The 11,924-nt window shown below is 54.9% G+C and carries 11 protein-coding genes, 1 tRNA gene, 1 other RNA gene and 1 pseudogene; 12 read left to right on the forward strand and 2 right to left on the reverse strand.

The features are described from left to right. Position 1 precedes the first annotated feature (1 nt). A tRNA-Ile gene (locus HZB34_17035) sits at positions 2–78 on the forward strand. Positions 79–137: 59 nt separating this feature from the next. Next, a complete protein-coding gene (locus HZB34_17040; protein MBI5317669.1) occupies positions 138–914 on the forward strand; it encodes a hypothetical protein in 777 nt (258 codons plus the stop codon). On the opposite strand, the gene rnhC is transcribed toward HZB34_17040, so the two are convergent. Continuing rightward, entirely contained in the window at positions 911–1,573 is a 663-nt protein-coding gene (rnhC, locus tag HZB34_17045; GenBank protein MBI5317670.1) for a ribonuclease HIII, read from the reverse strand. The genes HZB34_17040 and rnhC overlap by 4 nt on opposite strands. Before the next feature lie 113 nt (positions 1,574–1,686). On the opposite strand from rnhC, the gene HZB34_17050 reads away from it, so the two are divergent. Together HZB34_17050 and rnpB are read left to right on the forward strand one after the other, a co-directional pair. Then, a complete protein-coding gene (locus HZB34_17050; GenBank protein MBI5317671.1) occupies positions 1,687–2,547 on the forward strand; it encodes a M48 family metallopeptidase in 861 nt (286 codons plus the stop codon). A gap of 65 nt (positions 2,548–2,612) precedes the next feature. Then, an RNA gene (gene rnpB / locus HZB34_17055) (RNase P RNA component class A) lies at positions 2,613–3,040 on the forward strand. A 30-nt stretch (positions 3,041–3,070) separates the two neighbouring features. Here the strand turns inward: rnpB and HZB34_17060 are convergent. Further along, positions 3,071–3,286 (reverse strand): annotated as a pseudogene (locus HZB34_17060) (glutaredoxin family protein). A 268-nt stretch (positions 3,287–3,554) separates the two neighbouring features. On the opposite strand from HZB34_17060, the gene ilvB reads away from it, so the two are divergent. The 8 genes from ilvB (at position 3,555) to leuB (ending at position 11,919) form a co-directional block, all read left to right on the forward strand. After that, positions 3,555–5,330: a biosynthetic-type acetolactate synthase large subunit gene (gene ilvB, locus HZB34_17065; GenBank protein MBI5317672.1), complete on the forward strand. Its 1,776-nt coding sequence runs from the start codon at positions 3,555–3,557 to the stop codon at positions 5,328–5,330. Between the two features lie 28 nt (positions 5,331–5,358). Beyond that, a complete protein-coding gene (ilvN, locus tag HZB34_17070) occupies positions 5,359–5,877 on the forward strand; it encodes an acetolactate synthase small subunit (protein ID MBI5317673.1) in 519 nt (172 codons plus the stop codon). A 69-nt stretch (positions 5,878–5,946) separates the two neighbouring features. Next, positions 5,947–6,960 carry a ketol-acid reductoisomerase gene (gene ilvC, locus HZB34_17075; protein ID MBI5317674.1) on the forward strand — a complete coding sequence of 338 codons (1,014 nt, stop codon included), beginning with the start codon at positions 5,947–5,949 and terminating at the stop codon, positions 6,958–6,960. Positions 6,961–6,967: 7 nt separating this feature from the next. Then, a complete protein-coding gene (locus tag HZB34_17080) occupies positions 6,968–7,618 on the forward strand; it encodes a phosphatidylserine decarboxylase family protein (protein ID MBI5317675.1) in 651 nt (216 codons plus the stop codon). Next, complete coding sequence (pssA, locus tag HZB34_17085) at positions 7,615–8,421, forward strand: CDP-diacylglycerol--serine O-phosphatidyltransferase (protein MBI5317676.1); 807 nt, start codon at positions 7,615–7,617, stop codon at positions 8,419–8,421. The genes HZB34_17080 and pssA overlap by 4 nt, the downstream gene beginning before the upstream one ends. Positions 8,422–8,828: 407 nt before the next feature. Beyond that, positions 8,829–10,376, forward strand: coding sequence for a 2-isopropylmalate synthase (locus tag HZB34_17090; GenBank protein ID MBI5317677.1), 1,548 nt, complete (start codon positions 8,829–8,831; stop codon positions 10,374–10,376). A gap of 65 nt (positions 10,377–10,441) precedes the next feature. Next, on the forward strand, positions 10,442–10,804 hold the full coding sequence (locus tag HZB34_17095) for a cupin domain-containing protein (protein MBI5317678.1): 363 nt from the start codon (positions 10,442–10,444) through the stop codon (positions 10,802–10,804). Between the two features lie 41 nt (positions 10,805–10,845). Beyond that, positions 10,846–11,919 (forward strand): 3-isopropylmalate dehydrogenase, encoded by a 1,074-nt coding sequence (leuB, locus tag HZB34_17100; GenBank protein ID MBI5317679.1) that lies wholly within the window; start codon positions 10,846–10,848, stop codon positions 11,917–11,919. Positions 11,920–11,924: the final 5 nt, after the last annotated feature.

Genomic DNA, 11,924 nt, shown 5'->3' on the forward strand with positions numbered 1-11,924 from the left:
CGGGCCCATAGCTCAGGTGGTTAGAGCGGCTGACTCATAATCAGCTGGTCCTAGGTTCAAGTCCTAGTGGGCCCACCAGTGAGGCAGCGCAACTCATGGCCGAGAGCGTTGTGCAGACCAATAGGTAGAGGAATGTGTTGAACCAGAATCTTTCCCCCCTCATTGAGCTGCAGAAATTGGATTTCCGCATCATGGAAATCAAGGACCAGCGCCGAAAAATCCCAGAACGGCTCCAAGCGATTGAAGCTCCGCGTCGAGAAGCCCAGCAACTTCATCAACAAACCAGCGCTTCTGTGGATGTGCTGATCAAAGAGAGGCGATCGCACGAACAAGATCTTGAAGCCCATGAATCGCACACAGAAAAGATGAAGTCTCGATTGTCCGAGTTGAAGTCTAACAAGGAATACCAAGCGCATCTGTTCGAGATCGAGGTTGCCAACAAGAAGAAAGGGGATATTGAGGAGAAGATCTTGCTGTGTATGGAGAAGATCGAGCAAGTGCAATATAGGGCGAAAGAAGCGCAGGAGAAGCTCAGTGTAATCGACAAGACCTTTGCGCAGGAAAAACAGGCACTCGACGAACTGGAGCGCGCGCTGTCACGAGAGTTGGCCGATCTCGAATCGCAGTACCAAGCTCGCTCGTCTCATGTCGAGAAAGGGCTGCTCAACCGTTATAACACGATTAAGGCGGCACGGAAGGATCAGCCGCTCGCTGAGATCAAAGAGGGGATTTGTTCCGGATGCCGGCTTCAGCTTCCCCCCCAACTGATCACAGAGGTAAAGCGCTCCCAAGATCTCCATACCTGTCCCTATTGCAGGCGGATGTTGTACTGGGATGGAGAAGTTCCTGTCGAAGCAGTGCCAGGTCCCGATCTCGATAAAACGTCGGCCCTTGAGATTGGCGAGTCTGTCTAATCTCTTTCTCTCAAAACAGCCTGCGTCGTTTTGAAGTGGAGTTTGGCAACTGACCCCAGTCGCTCCTCTCCATGCTTCTTCACGATCATGCGTCCGGCCAGCTCAACGGCTGGTGATGCGCCTTTGGGCAACGTTGTGCCGATCTCATCCGAGAGACGTTTCAATCGCTGAAGGAATTCTGCACGGGCCAGGATCGACGCAGCGGCCACGGCCAGGTCGGACTCGGCCTTATGCCGTTGTTCCAGAGTGATGGTGCGCCCCTTTTCCTGTAGTGCGTTGAGAATCAACCGTTCGTCGCCGAACTGATCGGCAATTGCGCGCTCACATGAAACCCTGTCTAGGAGAGTCTCGAGGGCTTTGGCATGTCCCCAGGCCAGCAGGCGATTCAAGTTGTGGATCTTCGCGTACAGTTCGTTGTATCGCTGCGGGCCGATCGCGATAATGCTATGCGGGCAAATCATCCGGATGTCAGGCGCCATGTCGAGAATGCGGCCGTCGGAAATTTTCTTGCTGTCCCGCACCTGCATGAGAGTCAGTTCATCCTGTGTCGTCGCATCGACAAAGACGGCGGCGATGACCAGGGGACCAAAATAGTCCCCTTTGCCGGACTCATCAATACCGATTCGCTCAATGCGGGTTTTTTCAGTGGTTTTGGTCACAGGTCTGTGGCTTAGTAGAGATTCTCCGGGCGGCCCGGTAATCTAACAGAGCCTCAAGGGACGGTCAATTTCTCAAGTCGAAGACAGCGAGTCTTTATTGAGGAGGATGGGTGATGCAGGCATGGAGGTTGTTCTCGCCTGGAGCGGTGGTAATTGTCGTGGGAATCGGGATGATGGTGGTCAGTGGGTGCGAAACGAATCCCTACACAGGGCGATCACAGTTGTTGATGACTTCAGTATCAGAGGAGATGCAATTAGGCGCACAGGCCTATAGTCAAGTGAAGAACGATCCCAAGCTCCGGCAGTCGCAAGATCCGCGAGAGATCGAACCGGTCAAGCGGATCGCTGCCAGGATTATAGAGGCGGCGAAACGATCGAAATATGCTGAGATGGCACAGCAGTTTCAATGGGAAGTGACGGTGATCAAGGATGACAAGACGGCAAATGCCTTTGCGCTGCCCGGCGGCAAGATGGCGGTCTATACCGGTATTTTTCCCATGGCCAAGACTGAAGCAGGGTTAGCCGCCGTCATGGGACATGAAGTCGTCCATGCGCTGGCTCGGCATGGTGCGGAACGGATGAGCCAGGGCCAGCTGACGAATGTGGGACTTCAGGTCGTTGGCGCGGCAGCCGGCGCCACAGGCGGAGGGGGGACGTTGGGGCAAGCGGCGATGGCGGCGTTAGGTGTCGGGGCACAAGTCGGTGTACTATTGCCCTTCAGTCGAAAGCACGAATCGGAGGCGGATTATGTGGGGATACTGCTCGCAGCAGACGCGGGGTACGACCCGCGCGAGGCTGTAGCCCTGTGGGAAAGGATGGGGCAGATGTCCGGCGGTGCGCCGTCTGAATTTCTGTCTACGCATCCAAGCCACGAGACCCGCATCACTCAGCTGAAAAGATGGATGCCGGAAGCCATGGCTATTTACCAGACCAGGCCCCCAGCGCCCGCAGCGCTGTTGCCGTCTGTGCAGTAGGTCGAGGCATGCTGGATGAGCCCTTGAAAGGGCGGGCAGTCAGTCCTATAGTACTGTGGCGCGAGGGAGAAGACCGGGTGATCGCTTGGAGCGGTAACGCTGTAAGAGGAAAGTCCGGACTTCATGGGCAGGGCGCTGGGCAATTCCCAGGCGGAGTGATCCGACACCAGCACCACAGAGAATAGACCGCCGATGGGCGAAGCGATGGGATTCCAATCCCGTCAGCTTGGCTCAGGTAAGGGTGAAACGGTGGAGTAAGAGCCCACCGCGGTGGTGGCGACATCACCGGCAGGGTAAGCGTCGCCCGATGCAAGGCCAAATAGGAAGACATCTGTCGGCTTTCTTCGGAGGGTCGGCGACCGGCTGGCCCGGCCGAGGTCTTCGGGTAGGCCGCTTGAGGTTCGAGGTAACTCGAATCCCAGAGAAATGATCATCACCGTTTGGGAGCAAATCCTAGGCGGGACAGAATCCGGCTTATAGGTCTTCTCCACCGCGCTTTTTTTATCGCTCGACGCAGCTCCCCTTCTGTTACTGCCCCTGCAAAGTGTTCAACCTCGTCGAGCAAGACAACGGGAACCCTCGCCCCGTAACGTTCCATCAAGACGCTGTCACCTTCGATAGACACCTTCCGTATTTCGATAGACAGTTCTGACTGGAGATGCAACGCTATCCCATAGACGACTGTACAGAGATGGCAGTTATCACGAAAGAGGATGGTTACACGCACGGGTATGCTCATGGAGGCGTATCTCAGGACCGACGCAAGGGAGCGTGGAGGTTACCATGCGGGGGTCAAACTGTCAGAGAGGGAAGATCCATGACCTGCCTGAGTATTGACGTACTTAAACGCGTGGTGATAGGATGACGTCTCTTTCTCCCTGATTTTTCAGAATGTTCTGAATGCATGCGGACGCTGTTTCTGGCCCATGAAGGCCCCAAACAGTATGTTGCAGCACCGTAATTACCCTGCCTCGTTGCTACTGGATGGTATGGATGGAGGTTCTGTCATGAAGCTCACGGGTGCTGAGATCCTCATAGAATGCCTCAAACGGGAAGGCGTGAAGACGATTTTTGCGCTTCCTGGGGGTGTCGTTCTGAAGATTTTTGACATGCTTCATCAGCAGAAGGATATTGAGGTGGTTCTCACCCGTCATGAACAGGGTGCAGGCCATATGGCGGAAGGCTATGCCAAGGCGACCGGTAAGGCCGGGGTGTGTCTTGTGACTTCCGGACCCGGTATGACGAATGTCATCACCGCGTTGGCCGATGCCTACATGGATTCCGTGCCGCTGGTTTGTTTCAGCGGACAAGTGCCTACCAGTCTTATCGGAAACGATGCATTCCAAGAGGCGGACAATGTCGGTTTGAGCCGTCCCTGCACCAAGTACAACTTTCTTGTGAAAAATGTGGCCGAGTTGGCGACGACGATCAAAGAAGCTTTTTACATTGCGACGACCGGCCGTCCTGGCCCTGTGCTCGTGGATATTCCGAAAGACGTCTCTATGGATAAGGCTGAATTCATCTATCCGAGTTCCGTCTCCATCCGCAGCTACAATCCGGTGTATGAGGGGAATAAGTGGCAGATCAAGCAGGCGGCCGAGGCCATGACGAAGGCGAAGAAGCCGATACTCTACGTTGGCGGGGGCGTCGTCTTCTCGGGCGCGTCGCAGGAGTTATTGGAGTTGGCTGAACTGACTCATATGCCGGTCGACATGACCTTAATGGGTCTTGGGGCTTTCCCTGGCGAACATCCGCAGTCTTTGGGCATGTTGGGGATGCACGGGACCTATTGGGCGAATATGGCAATGCACTACTCCGACCTCGTCGTTGCCATCGGTGCGAGATTTGATGATCGTGTTACCGGAAAAGTCTCTGAGTTCTGCCCGCATGCCAAGGTCATCCACATCGATATCGATCCGACCTCGATCCGGAAGAATGTCAATGTCGATATCCCGATCGTCGGGGACTGTAAGTCCGTGCTCCGTGAGTTGATTCAGATTCTTCGTGCCACGGTGAATGGTGATCAGAAAGAGCTGCGTCGGGCCTGGTGGAATCAGATTCACGAATGGCAACTGGCAAATCCTCTGACCTACCAACAAGACACTGATGGGCCGATCAAGCCACAATATATCATCAGGCGGCTCTACGACCTGACAAAGGATCGGGACCCGATCGTGTCAACGGATGTCGGACAACACCAGATGTGGGCCGCCCAGTACTTTAAATTGGCGAAGCCGAATCGTTGGCTGACCTCGGGGGGACTTGGGACCATGGGCTTTGGGTTTCCCGCCGCTATGGGAGCTCAGGCTGCCTTTCCAGGTCGTCTGGTTCTCTGCATCGCTGGCGACGGCAGCATCCAGATGAATATGCAAGAAATGGCGACGGCAGTCGTGCATAAGCTGCCGGTCAAGATCATTATCCTCAATAACCGATTCCACGGGATGGTCCGGCAATGGCAGGACCTCTTCTATGAAAGCCGGTATGCGTCGAGTTATCTGGAGACGACGCCGGATTTTGTGAAGCTGGCAGAGGCATACGGAGCAGTCGGGCTCAGGGCCAACAAGCCGTCGGAGATCGATGCGGTCCTCAAAGAAGCGATTGCGGTGAACAAACCGGTCATTGTCGATGTGCCGACCTATCAGTATGAAAACGTCTATCCGATGATTCCTGCTGGCGGCTGCAACCATGAGATGATTTTGGAGGATCCGCCGGCCTTAAAAAATAAGCCGACAAGCGGGAGCCAAGCGGCCCCGAAAGACTCGGACACGATCCTCACGGCCTAACCGCTGGAGCCAGGAGTCCGTATTGGGTATGGAACACATTATTTCAGTGACGGTGGAAAATAAGTTCGGGTCGTTGTCTCGCGTCGCCGGCCTGTTCAGCGGTCGAGGATTCAACATCGAAAGCCTCTCAGTGGCGCCGACGCTTGACCCGTCTATGTCGCAGATGACCATTGTCACGTCTGGGGATGAACGGATCATCGAGCAGATCGTGAAGCAGCTCAATAAACTCATTGATGTCATTAAGGTCGTGGATCTGAACGAGAGCGATTTCGTCTCGCGGGAGACCGCCCTCATCAAAGTGCATACCCGGCCAGAAGATCGTGCTGAAGCCTTGCGGATTGCCGATATTTTTCGAGCCAACGTCATCGATTCCACGCCGGCGACATACACCATTGAGGTGACTGGAGATCCACGAAAGATCGAAGCGATCATCAATCTGTTGCAGCCTCTGGGAATCAAAGAGCTCACACGTACCGGGCGGGTTGCGGTTGCTCGCGAGTTGATTCGATCGACAGGTATGCAAGCGAAAAAGATTGCCCGCGAATAGTCTCTGCCGGGCTCGTCTTCCACATCAGGGCTCAATCGAACGAACAGAGTTGTTACCCAGGAGCAATCGATGAAGATTTACTACGACAAGGATGCCGATATTCAACAGATTCGGAGCAGAAAAGTGGCGGTGATCGGCTACGGCAGTCAGGGTCACGCCCATGCGCTCAATATGAAAGAGAGCGGTGTAAGCGTTGTCATTGGGTTGCGCGAAGGCGCTTCATGGAAGAAGGCGGAACAAAGCGGTTTGAAAGTCATGCCGGTAGCCGATGCCGTCAAGGCGTCCGACGTCGTCATGATCCTTGCGCCTGACGAAGCGCAAGCGGCCATCTATCGGCAAGATATCGCCCCGAATCTGAAGCCAGGATCCTATCTTGCCTTTGGCCACGGCTTTAATATTCACTTCGGACAGATCGTGCCGCCGCCGACGATCAATGTGTTCATGGTCGCTCCTAAAGGGCCCGGCCATCTCGTTCGATCGGAATATACGAAGGGCAGCGGGGTACCCTGCTTGCTCGCGATCCATCAGGACCCAAACGGAACAACCAAGCAGGTGGGCCTTGCCTATGCCAGTGCGATTGGGGGCGGGCGGGCCGGTGTGATCGAAACAAACTTTCGTGAAGAAACCGAAACTGATCTCTTCGGGGAACAGGTTGTGCTCTGTGGAGGACTCACGTCCCTTATTCAGGCCGGCTACGAGACGCTCGTGGAAGCCGGCTACTCTCCTGAGATGGCCTATTTCGAGTGCCTGCATGAGGTAAAATTGATCGTAGATTTGATTTACCAGGGTGGTATTGCCAACATGCGGTATTCTATCAGTACGACGGCCAAATATGGTGATATTACCCGTGGTCCTCGGATAGTGACGGAGCAGACGAAGCAGGAGATGAAGAAGATCTTGGGTGAAATCCAGCAGGGCCAGTTTGCCAAAGAGTGGGTGTTGGAGAACCAGGCGAATCGCCCAGTCTACAATGCGCTGCTGGCGAAAGGGGAAGCCCATCCTATCGAAGAAGTCGGGGGGCGGCTGCGGGCGATGATGCCCTGGCTGAAAAAGGACCAACTGGTCGACAAAAACAAGAACTGAGGGTTCTGTGGCAGACCGTGCCGTTGGGATCCCGTTTGCTAAAGAAGGAATTCCCTTCATAGGGGCCGCTGCCGGCGTTACACTGCTGGCAGGGTGGCTGGGCTGGATTATCGTGGCGATCGGGGCGGCGATCCTGACCCTCTTCGTCTCCTGGTTCTTTCGCAATCCGTCCCGGGTCATCCCTCAGGGGCCTCGCCTTGTCCTGGCGTCCGGTGACGGGAAAGTGATCGCCATCGAAGAAGAGTTCGAGCCGCGATTCATTAAGGATCGCAGTATCAGGATCAGTATATTTTTGAATGTGTTCGATGTGCATATTAACCGCGTACCCTGTGAAGGGATCATTGAAGATGTGCAGTATCAACCAGGTATGTTTCTGGTTGCCAGCAAGCCGGACGCGACGTTGAGAAATGAGCAAAATGCCCTGATGATTCGGACCGCGCAGGGTGCGAAGGTGTTGTGTGTGCAGGTAGCCGGATTGATTGCCAGACGGATTGTCTGTTGGGCTTCGCCAAGAGATCGGGCGGTGCTTGGTGAACGATTCGGTTTGATTCGATTTGGATCGCGGATGGATACGTTTCTTCCTATTGGGACGGCTGTTAAGGTTGCCGTTGGCGATCGAGTCAAAGGAGGGGAAACCATCCTGGGGGAATTGCCATGAAAACCACAGGGCTTCGTCAATCGTTCGGGAAAGGTGGGAAACAGCGCAAAGCCGCCATGCACCTGATTCCGAATCTTTTTACGACAGGGAATCTATTGTGCGGTGTATTTTCGATGTTGTCCGTGTTCAATGCGGACTACATGGTCGCAGCGGTCGCAATTCTGGTGGCGATGGTTTTCGACGTGCTCGATGGAAAGTCGGCACGGTTGACGAACAGCACCAGCCATTTCGGCTTTGAATATGACTCCTTATCCGACGTGGTGTCTTTCGGGGTTGCTCCAGGTCTTTTGATCTATTCCTGGGCATTGAGCGGACAGGGTATGTTCGGTATGGCGGTGATGTTCGCCTACGTGGCGATGGGTGCAGTTCGGTTGGCCCGATTTAATTCGTCTGCGGCCGTCGCAGATGGCAAGTATTTTACCGGGTTGGCAATTCCTGCAGCGGCAGGGGTTGTAGCGTCGTTGGTGATCTTCGACCACTATAGTGTCAGAATTGGTACGGAAGTGAAGCCCATCCTCGTCCTGATTATTACACTGACCCTTTCGTTCTTGATGGTAAGCACGATCAAGTATCGGAGCTTCAAAGATATGAAATTCCGCGGCGGCCAGCAGATCACCTATCTCGTGTGGGGGATTTTGGCCCTCATGCTCATAGCCGCCTGGCCCCAAGTTATGCTCTTTGTCGTTTTTGCCGGGTATGCCTTGCTCGGTCCGGCAGAACGGCTCGTCGCACTTCTGTCTAAGGTTGCGGGAAAACGTCCGGTGTCTAAGACCGAGCAATCTGTCAGTGAATCGAAGTTCTAGCGGCTTCGACGAGGAGTAGTAAGCGATTCGCACGGTACTGAGAGAGCTGGTGGATGGTGCAAACCAGCCTGTGCGGCGCTGAACTCGCCTCTGAGCCAGAGTCCGTGAAACCCGAGTAATGGATTCCGCCTCGCCCCCGTGACCGGGCGCAATCGAGGGCTACGGACAGCACACGTTGTTCATAGCTAAATCAGGGTGGTACCACGGAGCTTTTCAAGCCTCCGTCCCTGGGCTGAGGGATGGAGGCTTTTGTGTTTTTGCAGACTGCTGAAAACGACCGCGAGCTTCGTTCTCGGCTTGAAGACATCCTCAACGTACCCCAGAGGGTACGCCTGCGGTGTCTTCTGCACCTGCGGCCTTGCTGGACGATCGTTTTGAGCAGTCTGAATTGAAGAGAGGGTAAAAATATGACACGCATGATCAGAATTTTCGATACGACGTTGCGGGATGGGGAACAGTCGCCTGGGGCCAGTATGAATGTGGAAGAAAAGGTCATGGTGGCGAAGCAGTTGGCACGTTTGGGAGTTGATATCATTGAGGCCGGATTTGCGTATAGTTCGCCCGGTGATTTTGCCGCGGTGCAGCGGATCGCACAGGAGGTCGAAGGCCCAACGATTTGCAGCTTAGCGCGGGCGCGACCGGAGGATATCACTCGAGCCTGGGAGGCATTGAAAGGCGCTCCGAAGGTCCGCATTCATACGTTTCTCTCGACGTCGGATATCCACTTAAAGCACCAATTCCGGATGACGCGCGACGAGGCAAAGAAACGCGCGGTCGACATGGTGCAACTGGCGAGGGGATATGTGGACAATGTGGAGTTTTCACCTATGGATGCCAGTCGCTCCGATCCGGCCTATCTCTATGAAGTGATTGAGGCGGTGATTGCAGCAGGCGCCGGCACGATCAATATTCCCGACACGGTCGGCTACGCAGTGCCGCAAGAATTCGGGAGGCTCATTCGTGACATTCGTGAGCAAGTGCCGAACAGTGCGAAAGCGGTGATTTCCGTCCATTGCCACAACGATCTTGGGCTTGCCGTAGGTAATAGCTTGGCGGCGGTGTTCGAAGGCGCCGGCCAGGTCGAATGCACGATCAATGGAATCGGTGAACGGGCTGGGAACACGGCACTGGAAGAAATTGTCATGGGCCTTCGGACCAGGAAAGATTTCTATCGAGCCGACACGCAGATTCGCACCGAAGAGATCTCGAAGACCAGCCGATTGGTCAGCAAGATCACCGGCATGGTGGTGCAGCCGAACAAGGCGATTGTGGGGGCGAATGCCTTTGCCCATACGTCTGGGATTCACCAGGACGGGCTCCTGAAGGATAAAACCACATATGAAATCATACGGCCTGAGGCAATCGGATTGCTTGAGAGCAAGATGGTCATGGGGAAGCTTTCAGGCCGGCACGCATTTCGACAGAGGCTGATAGAGCTCGGATATACACTCTCGGACGAGGAGGTGAATCATGCGTTCGAACGGTTTAAGAAGCTGGCCGATCAAAAGAAGGAGATCTATGAAGAAGATCTCGAAGTCATCGTTTCTGAAGAGTTAGCCAAAATGGCTGATCGGATCGCGCTGAAATCATTTCATGTGGCCAGCGGGACAGATCAGGTGCCGACCGCTACGGTCGAACTTGAGATCGACGGCCGAACGGTCGCGCAGACTGGGACAGGAGATGGGCCGGTCGATGCGGTCTATCGGACGATTGCTGCCCTGACGGAGACAAAGAGCACGCTCCTCATGTATGCCGTGAAGGCCATCACTGGTGGCACTGACGCCCAGGGCGAAGTCTCAGTTCGGGTTCAGGAAGACGGCCGCACTGTCTCAGGGCATGGGGCAGATACGGACATCATCATGGCGTCGGCGCGTGCCTATCTCAACGCATTGAACAGGCTGTCGTTTCTGGCTGGAAAACAGGCGCAGGGCGAGCAGAGGGTGAACTTGATTTAGGGAAAGTGACCACGGTAAGTTCACAGCTCAGGCCCTCAATAGTGCCGTTGGTTGTGAGGTATGCCGTGGTTCATGTTACCTTGGCAGATCGAAGGGAGTTTCTGGCGGGAGACCATACAGTTCTGCGAGAGCTTCTGCATCCGGCGAAACAACCGCTTGCGCTTCGATATAGTCTGGCTCATGGGACACTAGCCCCCGGCGGCCGGTCGAAATGGCACAGGCTGAGGTCTTCAGAGGTCTACTACATTATTGCCGGCCGGGGACGAATGACCGTAGAAGACTCGGTCGTGTTGGTTGAACCAGGCTCCGTTATCTATGTGCCGCCTGGCGGTAAGCAGTCTCTGGAGAATAGTGGTCCCGCCGCTATCGAGTTTCTCTGCCTGGTCGATCCCGCTTGGAAGCCGGAGGATGAGGAAGTACTTGAGTAGAGACTGGGATGGCCATGTCTGACAAGGATGGAGGGTGATCTGTGAAGGCGAAGATTGCCGTATTAGCCGGTGATGGAGTGGGTCGAGAGATCGTCCCTGAAGCTGTGAAAGTGTTGAAGGCTGTGGCCGAAAAATTCCAGCACGGGTTCGAGTTTCTGTTCGGTCCTGTCGGCGGACAGGCTATCGACACAGTCGGTGTCCCGCTCCCACAGGAGACGCTGACCTTGGCTAAACAGAGCGATGCCGTTTTGCTTGGTGCAGTCGGCGGCCCTAAATGGGAAGGGCTGGACTATAACTTGCGTCCAGAACGCGCGCTGTTGGGATTGCGCGAGCATCTGGGCCTCTACGCGAACTTACGTCCGGCGAAGTTGTATCCGATGTTGGCTGATGCCTCCACGTTGAAACGCGAGGTGATTGAGGGGATCGACATCCTCGTCATTCGTGAACTGACCGGCGGCATCTATTTCGGGAAGCCCAAAGGAATTGAGAAGCTGGCGAACGGGAGCGAGCGGGGTATCAATACCGAGGTCTATACCACCGAAGAAATTCAGCGCATTGCGAAAGTCGCGTTTGATGCGGCGAGAAAGCGCCGGAAAAAGGTGATGTCTGTTGACAAAGCGAACGTGCTGGAGTCCTCAGAACTCTGGCGCCGCGTGGTCATCGAGACGCACAAAAGCTATCCGGATGTGGAGCTGAGCCATATCTATGTCGACAATGCGGCAATGCAACTGGTCCGCAATCCTCGGCAGTTCGACGTGATGCTGTGCAATAATATTTTCGGAGATATCCTGAGCGATGAAGCTGCGATGCTGACGGGGTCCATCGGCATGTTGCCGTCTGCCAGTATTGGCGCACAGGTTGGGCTCTTCGAGCCGATCCACGGAAGCGCGCCGGACATTGCCGGGAAGAACATGGCGAATCCCATTGCAACGATTGCTTCGGCGGCCATGATGTTGTCGTACGCGTTTAAGTTGGATAAAGAAGCAGCAGCTGTTGAGCAGGCCATCGTGAAAACTCTCGATCTCGGCTATCGCACAAAAGATATTCATAGCCCCGGTACTCGTCTTGTCACGACGACAGAAATGAGTGAGGCTATTTTGCGAAACCTGAACTAGCCAGG

The sequence above is a fragment of the Nitrospirota bacterium genome, from assembly GCA_016219645.1.
Lineage (GTDB): Bacteria > Nitrospirota > Nitrospiria > Nitrospirales > Nitrospiraceae > Palsa-1315.

Excerpts from the sequence above, each read along its gene's own strand:
- HZB34_17050 (MBI5317671.1), top strand. The coding sequence starts at position 1,687 with ATGCAGGCATGGAGGTTGTTCTCGCCTGGAGCGGTGGTAATTGTCGTG.
- ilvB (MBI5317672.1), top strand. The coding sequence starts at position 3,555 with ATGAAGCTCACGGGTGCTGAGATCCTCATAGAATGCCTCAAACGGGAA.
- ilvN (MBI5317673.1), top strand. The coding sequence starts at position 5,359 with ATGGAACACATTATTTCAGTGACGGTGGAAAATAAGTTCGGGTCGTTG.
- ilvC (MBI5317674.1), top strand. The coding sequence starts at position 5,947 with ATGAAGATTTACTACGACAAGGATGCCGATATTCAACAGATTCGGAGC.
- pssA (MBI5317676.1), top strand. The coding sequence starts at position 7,615 with ATGAAAACCACAGGGCTTCGTCAATCGTTCGGGAAAGGTGGGAAACAG.
- HZB34_17090 (MBI5317677.1), top strand. The coding sequence starts at position 8,829 with ATGACACGCATGATCAGAATTTTCGATACGACGTTGCGGGATGGGGAA.